At 60.6% G+C, this 16,822-nt stretch carries 18 protein-coding genes; 4 read left to right on the top strand and 14 right to left on the bottom strand.

Annotated elements, in window-relative coordinates; genetic code table 11:
• Window positions 1-12 precede the first annotated feature (12 nt).
• A complete protein-coding gene (locus tag ACVW0B_RS01415) occupies window positions 13-1,674 on the bottom strand; it encodes an NAD(P)H-hydrate dehydratase (RefSeq protein ID WP_457490764.1) in 1,662 nt (553 codons plus the stop codon).
• A gap of 2 nt (window positions 1,675-1,676) precedes the next feature.
• Entirely contained in the window at window positions 1,677-2,078 is a 402-nt protein-coding gene (locus ACVW0B_RS01420; RefSeq protein ID WP_414342431.1) for a VOC family protein, read from the bottom strand.
• A 149-nt stretch (window positions 2,079-2,227) separates the two neighbouring features.
• On the opposite strand from ACVW0B_RS01420, the gene ACVW0B_RS01425 reads away from it, so the two are divergent.
• The gene (locus ACVW0B_RS01425; RefSeq protein ID WP_457441633.1) at window positions 2,228-2,539 is read left to right on the top strand and encodes a hypothetical protein; all 312 of its coding nucleotides are present in this window, start codon (window positions 2,228-2,230) and stop codon (window positions 2,537-2,539) included.
• Window positions 2,540-2,644: 105 nt separating this feature from the next.
• On the top strand, window positions 2,645-3,355 hold the full coding sequence (rpe, locus tag ACVW0B_RS01430) for a ribulose-phosphate 3-epimerase (RefSeq protein ID WP_414331302.1): 711 nt from the start codon (window positions 2,645-2,647) through the stop codon (window positions 3,353-3,355).
• A 149-nt stretch (window positions 3,356-3,504) separates the two neighbouring features.
• Here rpe and ACVW0B_RS01435 read toward each other — a convergent pair whose 3' ends face one another.
• Window positions 3,505-4,206 carry a hypothetical protein gene (locus ACVW0B_RS01435; RefSeq protein WP_457398111.1) on the bottom strand — a complete coding sequence of 234 codons (702 nt, stop codon included), beginning with the start codon at window positions 4,204-4,206 and terminating at the stop codon, window positions 3,505-3,507.
• Between the two features lie 277 nt (window positions 4,207-4,483).
• Here ACVW0B_RS01435 and miaA point away from each other — a divergent pair, with 277 nt between their 5' ends.
• Complete coding sequence (miaA, locus tag ACVW0B_RS01440) at window positions 4,484-5,497, top strand: tRNA (adenosine(37)-N6)-dimethylallyltransferase MiaA (protein WP_457441636.1); 1,014 nt, start codon at window positions 4,484-4,486, stop codon at window positions 5,495-5,497.
• On the opposite strand, the gene menD is transcribed toward miaA, so the two are convergent.
• Together menD and ACVW0B_RS01450 are read right to left on the bottom strand one after the other, a co-directional pair.
• The gene (gene menD / locus ACVW0B_RS01445) at window positions 5,421-7,241 is read right to left on the bottom strand and encodes a 2-succinyl-5-enolpyruvyl-6-hydroxy-3-cyclohexene-1-carboxylic-acid synthase (protein WP_457490765.1); all 1,821 of its coding nucleotides are present in this window, start codon (window positions 7,239-7,241) and stop codon (window positions 5,421-5,423) included. The genes miaA and menD overlap by 77 nt on opposite strands.
• 10 nt (window positions 7,242-7,251) lie before the next feature.
• Complete coding sequence (locus ACVW0B_RS01450; protein WP_414357386.1) at window positions 7,252-8,160, bottom strand: cyanophycinase; 909 nt, start codon at window positions 8,158-8,160, stop codon at window positions 7,252-7,254.
• 188 nt (window positions 8,161-8,348) lie between these two features.
• Here ACVW0B_RS01450 and ACVW0B_RS01455 point away from each other — a divergent pair, with 188 nt between their 5' ends.
• Window positions 8,349-8,591, top strand: a complete 243-nt coding sequence (locus ACVW0B_RS01455; RefSeq protein ID WP_011433628.1) for a hypothetical protein — start codon at window positions 8,349-8,351, stop codon at window positions 8,589-8,591.
• Window positions 8,592-8,723: 132 nt separating this feature from the next.
• Here ACVW0B_RS01455 and ACVW0B_RS01460 read toward each other — a convergent pair whose 3' ends face one another.
• From ACVW0B_RS01460 to ACVW0B_RS01500, 9 genes are all read right to left on the bottom strand, one after another.
• Window positions 8,724-9,056 carry a fasciclin domain-containing protein gene (locus ACVW0B_RS01460; RefSeq protein ID WP_011433627.1) on the bottom strand — a complete coding sequence of 111 codons (333 nt, stop codon included), beginning with the start codon at window positions 9,054-9,056 and terminating at the stop codon, window positions 8,724-8,726.
• Window positions 9,057-9,344: 288 nt separating this feature from the next.
• A complete protein-coding gene (locus ACVW0B_RS01465) occupies window positions 9,345-9,569 on the bottom strand; it encodes a DUF3134 family protein (protein ID WP_011433626.1) in 225 nt (74 codons plus the stop codon).
• Between the two features lie 102 nt (window positions 9,570-9,671).
• Complete coding sequence (locus ACVW0B_RS01470) at window positions 9,672-11,009, bottom strand: UDP-N-acetylmuramoyl-tripeptide--D-alanyl-D-alanine ligase (protein WP_457490766.1); 1,338 nt, start codon at window positions 11,007-11,009, stop codon at window positions 9,672-9,674.
• Window positions 11,010-11,294: 285 nt separating this feature from the next.
• Window positions 11,295-12,011 (bottom strand): ribose 5-phosphate isomerase A, encoded by a 717-nt coding sequence (gene rpiA / locus ACVW0B_RS01475; RefSeq protein WP_457490767.1) that lies wholly within the window; start codon window positions 12,009-12,011, stop codon window positions 11,295-11,297.
• A 50-nt stretch (window positions 12,012-12,061) separates the two neighbouring features.
• The gene (rimO, locus tag ACVW0B_RS01480) at window positions 12,062-13,546 is read right to left on the bottom strand and encodes a 30S ribosomal protein S12 methylthiotransferase RimO (protein WP_457490768.1); all 1,485 of its coding nucleotides are present in this window, start codon (window positions 13,544-13,546) and stop codon (window positions 12,062-12,064) included.
• The gene (cbiQ, locus tag ACVW0B_RS01485) at window positions 13,530-14,360 is read right to left on the bottom strand and encodes a cobalt ECF transporter T component CbiQ (protein ID WP_457490769.1); all 831 of its coding nucleotides are present in this window, start codon (window positions 14,358-14,360) and stop codon (window positions 13,530-13,532) included. The genes rimO and cbiQ overlap by 17 nt, the downstream gene beginning before the upstream one ends.
• Window positions 14,347-15,048 carry a cobalt transporter CbiM gene (gene cbiM / locus ACVW0B_RS01490; protein WP_414418680.1) on the bottom strand — a complete coding sequence of 234 codons (702 nt, stop codon included), beginning with the start codon at window positions 15,046-15,048 and terminating at the stop codon, window positions 14,347-14,349. The genes cbiQ and cbiM overlap by 14 nt, the downstream gene beginning before the upstream one ends.
• An 8-nt stretch (window positions 15,049-15,056) precedes the next feature.
• Complete coding sequence (locus ACVW0B_RS01495) at window positions 15,057-15,557, bottom strand: hypothetical protein (protein WP_457490770.1); 501 nt, start codon at window positions 15,555-15,557, stop codon at window positions 15,057-15,059.
• 304 nt (window positions 15,558-15,861) lie between these two features.
• Window positions 15,862-16,632 (bottom strand): SH3 domain-containing protein, encoded by a 771-nt coding sequence (locus ACVW0B_RS01500; protein WP_457490771.1) that lies wholly within the window; start codon window positions 16,630-16,632, stop codon window positions 15,862-15,864.
• Window positions 16,633-16,822 lie beyond the last annotated feature (190 nt).

Genomic DNA, 16,822 nt, shown 5'->3' on the forward strand with positions numbered 1-16,822 from the left:
CAGCTCCTTCCTTCACCCTTGCTCCCGCAGGCTCTGCAGCGTCTTGGGCAGGTGCTCCGCCAGGTGGGCCGGATCCACCCCTGTTAGACCGCGTTCCCGCGCCAGCTGGATAGCCGCTTGGGCATGCCACCACACCCCGGCACAGGCGCAGTTGGAGAGGATGGTACTGTGCATTGCTGAGGCAACGCTGCGGCCCCCTGCTGACGCCCGCAACCTGTCCAGAGTGGATCCCACCTCACGGCCCAGGGAGCAGGCCACCAGCCCCCCAATTAAGCCGGTCAAGACATCGCCGCTGCCACCGCGGGCCAAAGCCGGTGTGCTCTCTGGGTTCACCCAGCATTCCCCAGTGGGAGAGGCGATCACCGTCCGCGCCCCTTTCAAAACCACCACTGCTCCACTCTGGGCTGCCGCCCTTTGGGCTGCCTCGATGCGATCCCCAAGCGGGATCCCTGGAAAGAGCCGCCGAAATTCCCCCAGGTGGGGGGTGAGGATGGCCTGGATCCCGTTTTCTGGCAGGCGCTCTACCCCCATCTCCGCCAGAGCATTGAGGCCATCGGCATCGATAACCCAGGGGATCCCGGCCCAATCCCGCAGCAGGAGTTCCAGCAGCGGTAAGCGGGTTTCTCCCAAGCCCGGCCCCACGGCCACCGCCTGAAAGGGTTTCAAGGACTTCGTCCCGCTGTCGCGATCAGCCACCGGCGGCAGAGAAGGGATCCCTTCCCAGGCATGAACCAAAACCTCTGGCAAGGCGCTGTGGATCAGTCCTTTCAACTCCGCCGGCGCCGCCATCGTCACCATGCCCACCCCGCTGGCGCGGGATCCCAGCCCCGCCAACACCGCTGCTCCAGCATAGGCTGCCGAGCCTGCCACCAACAACAGGGATCCCTGGCGGTATTTGTGGGTATCCAAAGGGGGATCCGCAGGAAAGTGCTGCCAAGGCCGCAGCAACAACCGGGGAACCTCATCCTCTGGGCAGGCCCAAGCGGGGATCCCAAAATCAACGCGATGTAACCGTCCTACCCAAGGCAGAGCTGCTTCCTGCCACAGCCCCCGTTTCCAAAGGCCAAGGGTATAGGTATGGCTGGCGCGAATGCAGCAGCCCCAGACTTCCCCGGTTTGGTCGTTGAGGCCAGACGGCAAATCCAGGCTAAGGATGGGGATCCCACTGCCATTGGCCCACCCCACCGCCCCCGCCCAAGGCTCCCCCAAAGGCCGGTTCAGACCGATCCCAAACAGGGCATCGATGAGCAAATCGCAATCGGCCAGCTCTTCAAGACTCTCCACAAACTCTGCCCCCAGCGCCTTGAGATAGCGGGCGTGGTCTGCCGTCAGGGGTTTGAGATCCGGCTTGCCCAGCCACACCTTCACCGACTTTTGGGCCAGCCATAGCTCCCGCCCAACCACCAACCCATCGCCACCGTTGTGCCCTGTCCCACAGAGGATCCCAATGCGATGGGCTTGCGGAAAATCCTTCTGCAACTGAGCAACAACGGCCAGCCCCACCTTCTCCATCAGAGCGGCAACGGGCATGCCGGCAGAGAAGATCTGCTCCTCAATGCGCTGCATCTGTGCGGAACTGACCAGGCTGATGGCCGGATCGAACTGGCAACGAGAACCCATATCGCTACGCAACGCTGTTGCAACCGGCGGCATTGCTGAGGGGAGATGGCTCATGGCTAAGTTGCGCTAATCGAGCTTAGCTCTATCACATTCCCATCCGGATCCCGGACGAACACTGCCGCTCGCCCGGAAGCGCTCGGTTGCACCTCATACCCTTCCTGCCGCAGGCGAGCCTTCACCGCTTCCAAGTCATCTACCCCCAGCGCCACATGGGGATTACGCCCCCACTTTGAGGATCCCGTTCCGCTTCGCTGCCGTGGATCCATCGGCTCCTCGGCCACGATTAAATGAATTTGGGAGGAACCCACTTGATACCAAGCGCCGGGAAAGTCAAACGGCAACCGTTCCACCTTGGGGATCCCAAGCACTGTCCCGTAAAAATGTTCGGCTCTGGCCAGATCGCTCACCCAAAGGGCGGTGTGCAGGTGATGATAGGTTGGCTTTTGGGGGGCAGTCATTGTCTTGTTGGGAAATCTTGACCGTGGGGCTTTGCAAGGCCGACGCGAACATCAATATTTTCTCCGAACGGCAAGCCAAACCCGTAAGCTAAGGTGGAGCTAGCGCACCCGCGACAACCGTATCTTTGTTTTCGCACAGGGGTTGGCCCATGGGATCCCGCACCAAGTTTTTTGGCACGGTCTTGGCCATGCTGGCCGTGAACAGCATCTACATGCAGTTGCAGCAGCTTTCCCTGAGGCTGGAGGAAAGGGATCCCGCTCCCTCTGAGCAGTCTTCTCCAGAGCCTCAAAGCAGCAAGGGCTCCGTCCTGCTTCCGCGAGCGGAACGGCTGGATCCCTGGCACCGTGTTGCCCAAGTCTTGCAGGGTCTGTGGCCCGGCGATGCGAGCTTGAAAGGACTCCGTTCCGCCAACGCGAACGGGATCCTGTCGCGAGAGTCCACGTCCCCCCTGGAGCCTTGAGTGCCAAGCTGAGAGGGGATATAACGCTTTGCAAAGGGGATCAAACCCCGTACCATAGAGGAGCAGGTTTCTCCGTTTCTCTGTTTTCAATCCCCAGGACTCACCATGGTGCAGCCGTCAGCGACCTCTGGGCAAAAGCCGATTGTGATCGCCCCTTCCATCCTTTCAGCCGATTTCAGCCGCTTGGGGGAGGAAGTACGGGCAGTGGATGAGGCGGGGGCCGACTGGATCCATGTGGATGTGATGGATGGCCGCTTTGTGCCCAACATCACCATCGGCCCGTTGGTGGTGGAAGCCCTGCGCCCGGTGACGGCCAAGCCCCTGGACGTCCACCTGATGATTGTAGAGCCGGAGAACTATGTGGCGGATTTTGCCAAAGCAGGGGCCGATATCATTTCCGTGCACGCAGAGTCCAGCTCCACCATCCACCTGCATCGCACCCTCAGCCAAATCAAGGATCTGGGCAAGCAAGCGGGCGTGGTGCTCAATCCGGCCAGCCCCCTGGAGCTGATCCAATACGTGCTGGAGCTGGTGGATCTGGTGCTGATCATGAGCGTCAACCCCGGCTTTGGCGGCCAGAGCTTTATTCCAGCAGTGGTGCCCAAAATTCGCCAGTTGCGGGCCATGTGTGATGAGCGCGGCCTGGATCCCTGGATCGAGGTGGATGGTGGCTTGAAGGGAAGCAACGCTTGGCAGGTGATCGAGGCAGGAGCCAACGCCATTGTGGCCGGCTCGGCAGTGTTCAAAGCCAAAGACTATGCCGAAGCCATTCGCAGCATTCGCAACAGCCGCCGTCCCGAGCTGGTGACAGTTTGATTTGAAGGAAATTGCTCCCTTCTAAAATCCAGCTTGGCCCTGGCGCTTTGCGCCGCTGACTTAATCTGGCCCCCCACTCCCGGCTCTTCGTCCACAGAGGGGGAATGGTTTTAGCCTCACAACCTTATTGCTACGCAACACTGTTGCAACTAGCGCATAGCCGCAGTCTCTTTCTGGGCAGCGTGAGGCCCCGTCCCGCTGTTGGCAGCAGTCGTGCCCAAGCAATGGGGAGGCCCATCGACGGAGGGTGGGATGATCGGCTGCGGCGAAGTGGGGCTGAGAAAAGTCTGACAAAAAGGCACGCGATTGCGCTGAATATCGGCAAGGTAGGGAGGAGGAATGGTGCCCAAATAGGCGCCCAGCACCTGCTGCTCGGGATCCTCTGGCAACACTTGGTAATACAACATCAGGCGATTATCGGGAAACCAGGCGCGGATAAGCCTTTGCAGGGCCTTCAAGTTGAAGCCCGGCTCTTCAGGGTTGCGAATCAGGTGCATTCCCGCCAGGCGCCCGCCGACAAAATAGGCTTGCACATAAAACCCACGGGCATAGATGGGGGGCTCCAAGGAGTTCTGAGATGAAGGGGAATCGGGCAGGTAAAGGGCTTCACCCCCAGGACGCAGTTGCCAGCGGCTCCAGCGGGGATCCTCCCGGTCGCTGGAAATGGTCTCCCAATTGTTGGCGCGGGCGTAGCTCAAGAAGCGCTCTTCGACCATGCCCAGATAGAGCATTTCCATTTGCAAGGGCAGCCGGGCTCGGGTTTGCAACAGGGGCAGAGTGCGCACTTCTCCCTGCTTGAGCACCAAGGTCTCCCCCCGCGCCGAGCAAGGGACACCTATGAGCATAGCCATCAGCAACCCTGTTCCAATTGCCCGTCCAATCTGGCTGAGGCCGCGCCTTGCGAACAGCTCTAGCCGGAGAGGTAAAAACTGCGCCACTGGCTGCGGCTGTGGCCCATTGCCCCTCAAAACCGTCGAAGCAGGAATGTAGGATGAGATCAGCACAGCAAAAAAGCAGGGTAGTAAGTAACCGATCCTAACCCAAAGAGACAAGGTTCTTCGAGAATCTTAATCTGGTCTCTGAGGAAAGTTGCTTGCCAGTCTGCCCTGCCGATGGTTTGGGTAGCGAATGCGCATTACCCTCGAGAATGGCATTCCCGCTGCAGCAGCTTCCGACCGGACAGAATGGCCGGGATTGATCGTCATTGCCGGCCCCACGGCCACCGGGAAATCTCGACAGGCACTGCTTTTGGCCCAACGGCTGGGATCCCCGTTGTTGAATGCGGACTCTCGCCAGGTCTACCGCGAGTTCGACATCGGCACAGCCAAGCCTACCCCCGCCGAGCAGGCCCTTTGGCCCCACGAGCTGATTGACTTTGTGGATCCCCGCCACACCTACACGGTGGCCGAGTTTCAGCAGGCGGCCCAAGCCCGCATCGCCGAGGCCCATCGGCAGGGACAGACTCCCATCTTGGTGGGGGGCACCGGTCTCTACATCCAATCGGTGACTGCTGGCCTAGGGATCCCTGCTGTACCCCCGCAGCCCCAACTGAGAAGACAACTGGAAACTTGGCCCCCTGAGATCCGCTACGCCTGGCTGCAGCAGTTGGATCCCGTTGCCGCCCAGCACATTCATCCCCATGACGCGGTGCGCACGCTGCGTGCTTTGGAGATCGTTTACACCACCGGGAAGCCGGCTTCCAGCCTACGGCAGGCCCATCCCCCCCATTACCCCATCTTGATCTTGGGTCTGAGCTGCCCAATGCCCCGTTTGGAACAACGCATTGCCCGGCGCACGGCGGAGATGATGGAGCGGGGGTGGATCGAGGAGGTGAAAACCCTGCGGGAGCGCTACGGGCCAGACTTACCCCTCTTGCAGACCTTGGGCTATGCGGAGATCGGCGCTTACCTGGAGGGGCGGATCCCGGAAGCCGAGCTGCAGCCCCTGATTGTGCGGCGCACCCGCCAATTTGCCAAGCGGCAGATGACCTGGTTCCGGGCCCTGCCAGGGATCCAGTGGCTGGACTGCGAAGCTGAGGATTTGCCGGAGCAGATCTGGAAGCAGGTCAAGGCTTGGATGGCAGCTCCGACCACTGTTGAAACCAGTCCCGCCGCCGCTGAGCATCGGCTTTTCGATCCGTAAGGATCTCCAACACCCGCACCCCTTGGGCAGGCAAGGGATCCAAAGCTTGGGCCAGCTCCTGCCAGCTTTCCACCCGCCGGTGGGGAATGCCGTGGGCTTGGCAGAGGAGGGCAAGATCCACCGACTGGGGAGTAGCAAAGTAGGGCTCAAAGGGCGGATCTGGCCCTTGACGGCCCACTTCAGCAATGGGCAGCAGCTCGAAAATCCCACCCCCCTGGTTGTTGATGAGGAGAATGGTCAGGGATCCCTGCAGGTGAGGGCCAAGCCGCAGGCCGCCGCAGTCGTGCAAAAAGGCCAGATCCCCGGTTAGCAACACCGTCGGGCGCTGCCGGTGGGCCACCCCGAAGGCGGTAGAGAGAAGGCCATCGATGCCGTTGGTGCCGCGGTTGAAGTAGGGCCGGATGCGGCGGTCGTTGGGGGGCCAAAACCACTCCACATCCCGCACCGGCGTGCTGTTGGCAATGAATAGCGGCGTCTCTGGCGGCAGGTGGCGGGCCAGCCACCAGGCTATCCTACCCTCAAACCACTCCGGCAGGTCAGCCATAGCCTGGTCTAAGGCGGTCCGGATTTGCGCTTCGGCTGTCAGCCAGCCCTGCAGAAAAGTTGTTTGCTTGGCCGGTGCTTCTGGGATCCCGGCGACCCACTCCTCTACGGCGAAAGGCAAGTGGGTGGTGGGGTTGTGCAGGGGATCCCCATTCTCAGGACGGGGATCCAACCGCCAAACGCGGGGAGCAACCTTGGCCAGGGTTTGCCGCAGCGCTTTGCTGGTGGGCAGGGATCCCAGTTGGATGACTTGCTCCGGCCAAAGCTGGGGCCGATCCCGCTGCAGGATGAGGTCGTAGGTGGTGATGAGATAGGGGTTGAGGGAAGCGTAGTTCCGCAGGGGAGAAAGCCCCTCCGCCAGCACCGGCCAGCCCAAAGCCGTCGCCAAACGGGCCACTGCCTCCACATAGCGCTGGGGATCCAGCGGTTGAGCCGGCCCCGCCAAGATCACCCCCCGCTCACAGCTGCGCCACTCCTGCCAAAAAGAAACCGTCTCCGTCTGAAAAGGGCTCCGCACCGCCTGCAAGGAAGAGCCGGTGCATGGAGGAGCAACCCCACGAAAAAAGGTCTTCTCGAACTCCGGATCTTCCTGTAGATGGAGCAGCGGCGCAGTGCTGCCATCGGCAATGGGAGCCAAGGGATCCCGGAAGGGCACATTCAAATGCACAGGGCCGGGGAAGGGGTAAAGGGTGCGCTCCCAGGCGTGAACCAGGGTCTGGCGCAAGTAGGCCAGGGCTTCTGGATCCGCGCTGGGCAGGGCCAACTCCGCCTGCCAGTTGGGGTAATGGCCGTAGAGCTTCACCTGGTCAATCGCTTGGCCGGCGCGGCAGTGGCGCAGCTCCGGGGGCCGATCCGCCGTCAAAACCAAAAGCGGCCAGCCACTTTCTGCCGCCTCGATGAGAGCTGGGAAAAAGTGAGCGCCAGCGCTGCCGGAAGTACACACCAGGGGAATGGGCCGCCGGGTTTGCTGGGCCAATCCCAGCGCAAAAAAGGCTGCCGACCGCTCATCCAGCACCGGGATCGCCTCGATGTCGGGGTGCTGGGCCAGGGCGTAGGTCAGGGGGGCTGAGCGGGATCCCGGAGACACCACCGCTAAACGGCAACCCAGCCGACTCAAGGTTTCGGCCAATAGGGATCCCCAGAGGGTGTTGAGGTTGCGCCAGTCCAGCCGCCTTGGCAGGACAAAGTTTTCACCGGTCACATTTCAGCAGTCAGAGTGGAGACAAGGTGTTGAGATCGAATCGGGATCCCGGCGGCAAAAAGTGAATGCGGGCATTGTGCAGCCGAAAATACTCATCCGCTGCCGCCTCCTGAACAGTCGAGTACAGTTGTGTCCCGTCCACAATTGTCACTGTGCCCAAGCCGATCACCTCCATCACATCGTTGGCCTGGATCACCACCGCCGTATTCTCATCAATGCCGATACCCAAACATTGGGGATAGTGGGCCACCGCCGTAACCAGCCGCACCAGGCGATTGCGCTGATGGAAATGTTGATCGATGATGACGCGAGGCAAAAGGCCCAAGCCCGTCTTCACCGTTACAATTGCCGGCGTGGGCGGTTCTCCGCTGTAGCCGCGGGAGATCATCTGCTGCCCCAACGCAGAAGCTCCGGCGCTGGTTCCGGCAATTACCGTCTGCCCCCGCTGCCACTGCTGTCGAATGGCCTCCATCAGCTCGCTGTGGGCCAGCACCTCCGCCAGCCGCTCCTGATCCCCACCCGTAAAGTAGATGCCGGTGGAGAAGCGGATTTTCTCAACGTTATCGGGATCCCTCGCCTCCATCGGGCTGCGGATATCCAGAACTTGGAGGCTGGCTGCCCCCATCTGCTGAAAAATGTTGGCGTAGATCTCCCCCAGCACCGCCGGGATCCCAGAAGCCGCGGGCACGATGGTGATGTGGGCAGACTTTCCCCCCGCTCGGCGGAAGAATTCCCAAAGGATGTGGCGCTCATTTTCCTTATCCTCTGCTCCCCCGACGGCGATGATGTCGGAACGGGCGGTGATGGGATCCTTCACAGTAGGGCGGCTTAGGGGTTGGGCGTCGTTTGTCGGCGTGGAAGGAACTCCGTTCCACTCCAGCTCACGGTGGGCGGCAGAAACATCAGGCAAATGGGGCATGGAGCGCGAGGAAGATTAAAATGAGCACATTTCACTTTCACTATGCTACGGCTTGGGATTCGGTTTGGCGCAGCTCAATTCCAGATTTCACGGAAGAGTCAGGGGTTGGTTAGGGGTCTCGAAAGGGGGAATAATGTTCATAAGAACACCCCTCGTCTCGTCCTTCGGTTCACCCAGCAGGAGCATCCATGGCCAGAAAACCTGACGGATATCTTGTCCACATCATGCTGGAAGGTGGACAAACCATGCAGGTACGGGTCAAAGAAGCCAGAGAATACACGGAGTTGATCAACAACCTCATGGTGGGCGGCGAAGAGTTCATCACCTTGCCCAAGCAAATGGACAATGAGTACATGATCGTGCGTCCTCAACGGGTGTCCGGCGTGTCGGTGGAGGCGATCTACGCTTCCAGCGTTGGCATCGACCTATAGAGCCTATAGAGCAGACCAAGGTCAGGGATCCCTTGAGTATCGCCGGGCTGACAACGCAAAGCCCCCACCACTAGGGGCAGGGGCTGCCAGAGGACTAGACCCCGCAGGATTTAGAACCTCAGTACCGACAGGTTAGCTTTGCGGGGGCAGGATCACCTTGTCGATGACGTGGATCACGCCGTTGGAAGCTTCAATGTCGGCTGTTACCACATTGGCATCGTTGACCTTGACACCATCAGCCAAAGAGATTTCCACAGGGGATCCCTCGACCGTAACCACTTCCCCAGCTTCCAAAGAGGTAGAGAGAACTTTGCCGGGCACTGCATGGTAAGTGAGAAATCGAAAAAAGTCCCCGAAAAAGATGTTTCTACTGCCCCAAGATGCTTTCTTACAAAGGCTGCGGGGGTATCTTCCACTAAGGTTAGATTTGCAACAATCATCGCAGGGTGGTGGTGAGCAATCCAAAACAGGCTGAAAAAGGATCCCTTGAGGCTGAGGGATCAGTTACGTTTGTCTGCATCTATAGTCATTCTGATTCAAACTAAAACGCTGCACCCACACCTGAAGCGTTGAATGCGCGGGGCTGGAAGACTTTTCTTGGTAGCTCAGGCGTCTCACTCTAACCTGAAACGACTGTACTGTTTTGTTTGCTCGAGCTGTCTATCCAGCGGCAGCACAAAAAATAACACCCTCACGGTGCCGAGCAAAGGGATAAATGAGTTAACGAGCTCGTAATAATCCTGGCAGTTGTGCTTACTCTTCTTCCGGCTCGAAGTCTTCGTCGTAGTCGTCCCCGATCAAATCGTCGATATCGTCGATGTCTTCTTCCAAAATCATCTCAGGGACCTCAATGGGCTGCTCGATCAACCGGCCCTCTTTGCGCAACCAGTCAAGAATGGAGAGGCTGCTAGGAGAGGGCACCACCGTTGGCGGTTGATCGCGGGGTTCTTCGCGCAGAGAGGGATTGTGGTAGTACATGCCGTACAGAAGGCAGCTATCGACGAGGAATGAGCCCGGCTTGGGCTAAGCCCCTCTCAACAGAGGGACGCGGGCTTTTCATCAGCCGTTTCTTAGCTTAGCCTACGCCTGCCACTCCTGCAAAAAGCGGTGCAGCACCCGCTCCAGTTCAACAGCCCGCGCTGCCTTGAACAGCAGCCGATCCCCGGCTTGCACGTGATGGAGCAAGATTTCCAGCAGTTCGGATACCTCCTCGCAGCGTTCTGTCTGGGCTGCCGGTTTTTGGTCGAGCAGCGGTTGCATTTCTCCTTCGGGATCCAAGAGCAAGATCCGATCCAGCCCCAGAGGGGCAGCCGCCCGACCCACCTCTGCATAGAGCTGAGGCGCATGCTCTCCCAACTCCCGCATCGGGCCGAGAATGGCCCAGCGCCGTTTTCCCGGGGTTTGGGCCAGCAGGTGTAGAGCCGCGATCATCGCTTCCGGCGAGGCGTTGTAGGTTTCGTCCCAGATTTCCACATCTCCTGCCAGCTTGAGATAGCGGTTGCGCCCCTCCAGAGGGGTAGGCAAAGCAATGGGTTCTCGGAGCCGCTCCCAATCCAGCCCCAAGCTGCACAGAGCAGCCAGCACTCCCATCCAGTTGAGGGCATGGTGCCTTCCCGGCAAGGGCACCGGCAGCGTTAGGCCCTCCACAGTTACCGTTTGGGCTTGGGGATCCCATTCTCCCCGTAAGTCCCCCCGATCCAGACCATAGGTAAGGGTTTGTCCCGACCACAGGCTGGCGGCGGTAGACAACAGCAAGGGATCTTCTCCATTCAGCAGAGCCACCCCCTGCCCTAGCTCCTGCAGCAGCTCGCACTTGGCAGCAGCAATGGCCGCGCGGGATCCCAGCCTGCCGATGTGGGCGGTGCCAATATGGGTGATCAAGGCGTGGGTGGGCTGAGCCATCTGAGCCAGGCGGCGAATTTCTCCGGGGCCTCGCATGGCCATTTCCAGAACCACAAACTGATGCTCCGGTCGCATCTGGAGCAGGGTTTGAGCAACCCCGATGTCGTTGTTGTGGTTGGCCTCACTTTTGAGAACTGTGCCGTAGCGGGATAGGGCAGCCGCCAGCATTTCCTTGGTGGTGGTTTTGCCTGCTGAGCCCGTGATGGCTACTACGGAGGGGGGAAACTGCTCCCGCCAGCCTCTGGCAATGCGCTGGTAGGCAGCTAGGGTATCTGAGACTTGAAAATGGGGCCCAGCCACCGGACGCTGGCTGATGACGGCAACGGCCCCCCTTGCCAAAGCTTGTGGAATAAAGTTGTGTCCATCAAACCGTTCCCCCCGCAGCGCCACAAAGACTGACCCCGGCTGCAATTGGCGGCTGTCGGTGCAAATGGCTTGGACGGGAAGACCCAACAAATGGGGATCCCCCTGCAGGGGAGTTTGCAGCAGGTCAGCCACAGTTCGTAAGGTCAGCATCGGGCAGAAACTCCAATTCGCCTACAGTCTCTTCGTCTATGGTCATTTCAGACCCGATTGAGACATTTCCCAAGCGCTCCCCCTCACCCCCAGCCCCTCTCCCAGGGGGAGAGGGGAGTTGGGGATAGCTGTACAGCTTTTTTCAGCGTTGTTTACCACAGCCAGTGTCAATCAATCTCTTGCGTGGGAAGGCTCCCGCTTGGCTACGGAACTCCCATGAAGTCGGAAAAAGCTGTAAACCCAGTTCCTGGGCAACGCCAATACACGACTGGGTATAGGAAGTTGTCAGCTGGGTTGCAGCGTTTCGATCCCAGTCGGGAGGGCGATGATTGCCTCTTTGGCCATGCCGATGAACAGGCCATGTTCCACAACCCCCACCGTCCCTTTGAGTTGATCGGCGATCTTGGCAGGATCCACCATGGGGCCGAATTGGCAGTCGAGGATGTAGTGCTGCTCGTCCGTCAAGTAGGGATCCCCGTTGGCATTCCGCCGTAAGGTGGCTGTGCACCCCAGAGCCTCTACCCGCGCCAAGGTGGTTTTCCAGCCAAAGCGCACCACCTCTACCGGCACCGGGAAGCGAATGCCCAACTGCGGGACTTTTTTAGAGGCATCGGCGATGATGATCAGCTCGGCAGCGCTGGCCTCCACCAATTTTTCCCGCAACAGGGCCCCTCCTGCCCCTTTGATCAGGTTCAGGGATCCCACTTCAATCTCGTCGGCCCCATCGATGGCCAGATCCAAGCGGGGCTGCTCCTCCAGGGTGGCCAGCGGGATCCCCAGGGAGCGGGCCTGTTCAGCCGTGCGCTCGGAGGTGGGCACACCGAGGATCTGCAGACCCTCGCTTTGCATCCGCTCTGCTAGGGCGCTGACAGCAAAGGCGGCTGTGGATCCCGTGCCCAGCCCCACCACCATTCCCGACTGCACCTTTTGAACTGCAGCTCGGGCTGCCGCCTGTTTCAGCTCATCTAAAGACTCGGTCCCGCTGCCGCCAAGGGTAGTCATTCCCAGCTCCTCTCCCGTGGATGAAGATCCTACCAAAGTGCTTTGCACCGCTACCGCCCGCTCCAGCTAAAACCCTCCGGCGCTGCCACCACCCGACCGAAGAGATCATAGGGCTCGGCGTGGGTGATCTGCACCGGCACCAGGGATCCCAGGGATCCCTGCCCCTGCACATACACCACCCCGTCCACCTCGGGGGCAAAGCGAGGGGAGCGGCCAATCCACTCGCCGGTTCTGGGGTTTTCCTGCTCCAAAAGTACAGGTACCACTCGGCCCACCTGCTCGCGGTTGCGGCGGAAGGCAATGCCTTGCTGCAGTTGCATTAGACGGGCGCGGCGCTCTTGTTTGACAGCCTCTGGAACCTGATGGGGGAGGTGGTAGGCAGGGGTGCCCTCTTCGGGAGAAAAGGTAAACACCCCCACATGGTCAAACTGATGGCGCTGGACAAAGTCTAGTAGATGCTGGAAGTGCTCCTCCGTCTCCCCAGGAAAGCCGACGATAAAGCTGGTGCGCAGCACGGCATTGGGCAACGCCTGGCGCAGCCGCTCGATCACCCGGTCGTTGACCTGCCCTTGCCAGGGGCGATTCATGGCCTTGAGGATCTGCGGATGGCTGTGCTGTAGGGGCAAATCCAGGTAAGGCAAGAAATTGGGAGTTTCTTGGATGGCCTCCACCACTGCAGGCGTGATGCCGGTGGGGTAGGCGTAGAGCATGCGGATCCAGGGGATGGGGATCTTGCCCAGGGCGCGAATGAGATCTGCCAGCCGCGGCTCCCCGTAGAGATCGATCCCGTAGTGGGTGGTGATCTGGGAAATTAAAATCAGCTCCTGCACCCCCTCTTCGGCCAGTTGTTCTGCTTCCCGTAGGATCGACTCGATGGAGCGGGAGCGTTGGTCGCCCCGCAAGTGGGGGATGATGCAGAAAGAGCAGCGGTAGTTACAGCCCTCGGCTACCCGTAGGTAGGCCACAGGCGCATGGGTGGTGCGATAGCGAGGTACGGTCTCGTCGGCAATGTAATCCAAGCTGGAAGTAACGGCATTGACCCGCTCTCCCCGCTCCACCCGCTCGATCACCTGGACGATCTGGTGGTAGTCGCCGGTACCTACCAAGGCCACCGCCTCCGGGATCTCCTGCAGCAGCTCCTCTTGGAAGTGTTGCGCCAGGCAGCCGGCAATAACGATTTTCTTGCCCTGTACTGCCAACTCCATCAGGGTGCTGACCGACTCCCGCCGCGCTGCTTCAATGAAGCTACAGGTATTGACGATCACATAGTCAGCACTCTCTTCGTCCCCATCCACCCGGTAGCCTGCTTGAGCCAGCAAGCCCAGCATGTGCTCGGTGTCCACCCGGTTTTTCTCGCAGCCCAGGTGTAAAACGGCAACCGACGCCTTTGTACGCTGCACCGCTGTTCGCGTAAGCGGGACGGAGTCCTTAACGGATGGGAAACTGGAGACGGTCGCTTCTAACCCATTCATGGACTGAGCATCAAAAAGGGGGCAGCTTGCCAGAGGCTTATCTATTCTAGTTGAGGGCCGCATCAGCGTTGCGGAGCAATAGAGCCGTAGCCACGGCCAACGCGGTGGCCGCCCAACTGTAGGGATCCCCGCCAGCCGCCGTCGGAAACAGAGGCGCTTGTCCATAGCCCCGCAGGCGCAAAGCCTGATAAACCCTCTGCGAGCGCTCGTAGCTGCGAACCAACAGGGTGCCCACCGAAGCGGCCAGAAAGGGCAGATCTTGTCTTAGAGACGGCCCAGGACGCCACAGGGATCCCCGCGGTCGCCAACCCCTCAACCGGGCTGCCCGTTGCATCTGCTGCCACTGAGCGGCCACCTCCTGCAAATAGCGCTGGGTGAGCCAGGCCAGTTCCAGCAGGAGGTCTGGGATCCCCAGGGCCCGCAACGCTGCCAACAGTTCCGATGTGGGGGTGGTCTCCAGCAGCAGCATCGTGAGGGCAAATAGGGCCAGCCCTCTCCCCCCAATGCGAAGCGCCATCTGCAGCCCCTCCCAACGCAGAGCCAGGGATCCCCAGCGCCACAGGATGGTTTCCCCCGCCCAGAAGGGTAGGATCCCCATCAACCCTGCCACCAACAGCCCTGGGGCTGCCAGCCGCCTCAGCCCGAGGCTCCAAGGCAATCCCGACAGGCTCCACAGTCCAGCCACCAGCGCCCAGATGAGCGGCAAGAGGGCCAGGCACCTCACCGAGGCGAAAGCCGCCATCAGCGCCATCAGGCCCAGCACCTTGGGCAGAGGTTGCCACCGGTGCAGCCAGGAAAGGGGTTTGGAGGGGTGAGGATGGGATTGTTGACCGCGCCAGCAGCAAGGGATCCCTGAGCCGGCTTCATCTCTTGCCATACTCTCCCAGCAGCGCCGGTTGTACCCGCTGCAAAAACAGCACCACCCAACTGGTGAACAACCCCTCCACCACCATCAGGGGGATGTGGGCCACCACCAAGCTCCCAAGAGCCAGGCGACCGGCTTCTGTGGAGAGGATCCCGCTGCCAGCGTCAACCACAGCAGCCATGACCACCCCGTAAAACAACAGCACTGCTAGACCCACCCCAACCGCTCCCGCCAAGAAGGCAGACACTCCGGCCCCCATCACCCGACGGCCTGCCCGAAAAATCCCACCGGCCAGGAGCGCCGGGATCCCCATAATGGCGGCGTTGATGCCCAATGTGGTCAGGCCCCCATGGCCAAAGGCCACCGCCTGAAAAAACAAGCCCACTACAATCGCCGGATAGGCCAAAGCCCCCAACATCAGACCCATCAACCCGTTCAGCACCAGATGCAGGCTGGCCGGGGGAAAGGGCAGGTGAATCGAAGAGGCCACAAAAAAGACAGCCGTGAGCAAAGCCGCTTTGGGCAACTGGTCGCGACAGCGTTGCGTAGCAATATGGCGGGGATCCCGTTCCCACCAAGGACATTGCTCGGCAACGCCGGCGCGACGGAGAAGCCGCAAGCTGTAGCCGGTGATGAGAGCAGTGATGCCATAACCCCCTAGCCAAAGCGGTGCTGGCAAAATGCCATCGCTGATGTGCATGGTCAGTCCTACTCCAGAGCAGAGGAGCCAGCCTGGGAGCCTGAGATTCCTGACCCTGGAGATCCCGAAACCGGTGGGCTCTCCACCGCTGCGTAACCAGATTGACGGGGCCTGGAGAAGAACAGAGCTGTGCCCAGACAGCCCCAAATGACACAGGCGGCCATAACCCCCCGCTGCAAAGGCCCAAAGGGTGGGGAAGCGCTGGGGATCCCTTCTGTCTGAGGGAACTCCTCGCCCACCGGCACGTTGACCAACACCCCATGCCCCGCCTGGCGAATCCGCACCTGCCAGAGGCCCGTCAGGTTGGGATCCGGCTGCAGCAAAAATCGTCCCTGTACATCCGTCTGTCCCTCTTGCCAAGGGGTAGTGGGATCCGTTGGCGCAAATACCGTCACCCGGGCGGATCCCATCGGTTCCCCAGAATCGTAGCGGGCCTCGATCTCAAAAGCGGGAACAGCCCGAAGAGAGGCTTCCACCCCATGGGCCCAAGCCGGAGCAGGCTCAAGCAAGCCAAGAAGCAGTAGCAAGCAAGAACGAGAAAGGATCCAGGGTTTTGGTCTGTCCATGGGCGGCGAAGATGGGGTCAGCAACTGCTTGATCTCCAGGAGATCAGAGGCAAGAACTCTGCCCTCCTAGCACTGAAAGCAGATCCCCCGACGCACTTCACCATTGCTCCGCGCTGCCAGCACGGTCGCGTAAACAAGCTGCAGCCCCAGCATAGCTTGGCATCGGTACTGTTCTACCGAAACACAGCCTTCCCGGTCGTCACAATCCCCCACCAGGGCATCTGTAGGGCTATGCCTATGGCAAGGGCTACTCCTGCGCCAGATTCCCCGCCCGCACCCAACCTTCCTGCCCATTCTGACGGCGGATGCGCTGCCAACGACCATCTTCGCTGAGGCCCAGCACCGTCACCACCTCGTTCATGGGCACACCGCCAATGTAGGTTCCCTCCCGCTCTGGAGTGGCCCGCAGCGCCAGGCCAATGGGCTCGATCACCCGTCCCCGCTCACCTGGGGAAACCACTGCTGCCGTGGGGGGTCGAGTCGGCAAAGGAGTTAATTCAGGGTTGGGTTCAACTGTGGGAGCTGGAGAAGTTGAGGCTGAAACACCATCCACAGGGCCCAAATTGCCAGCCCGCACCCAGCCCTCTTGTCCGTTCAACTCCCGCCGCACCCGTTGCCAACGACCATCGGCGCTGTACTCCAACACCGTCACCGTTTCCCCCACTACAATTCCCCCTTGGTAGGCTCCATCGGCAGAAGGTTGGCTGCGGATGGCCAGGCCAATGGGCTCGATCACCCGCCCGCGGCTGCCGGGGGGAAATCCCTCAGGGTCAACAGTGCCTGCAGCAGGGCCAGAGGGGGGAGAGGGAAAACTGGCTGGGCGGGGCAAGGGATCCAAGCGCACCGCCTGCGGAAATTGAGGCGGGGCAGGGGGGGCCAACATGGGGGCGATGAGCTGCCACAACTGCCAAGCCAAGGCGGCCAGAGCCCCAACCGAGACACTCACCACCACCAAGGTGCCCAAGGGAAAACCGCCAGAAGCAGGAGAAGAACGGCCTCGCATCGGGTAGTTAGCCATCCGAAATACCTTCCCGCAATGCTGCAGGCAAGAATCCACAGAGAAGATGGGATCCCCGTCAAAACCGGGGATTTACGAAAGCCAGAGCACGACTGCTGCGCAACGCTGACGTGATTGCATCCCAATGTATCGTGTTCCGCAGCGCTCTTGCTAGGCCTGTGCAGAGGAATCGCAACGCTGACGGGGCGAC

This window comes from Thermostichus sp. MS-CIW-23 (assembly GCF_054059455.1).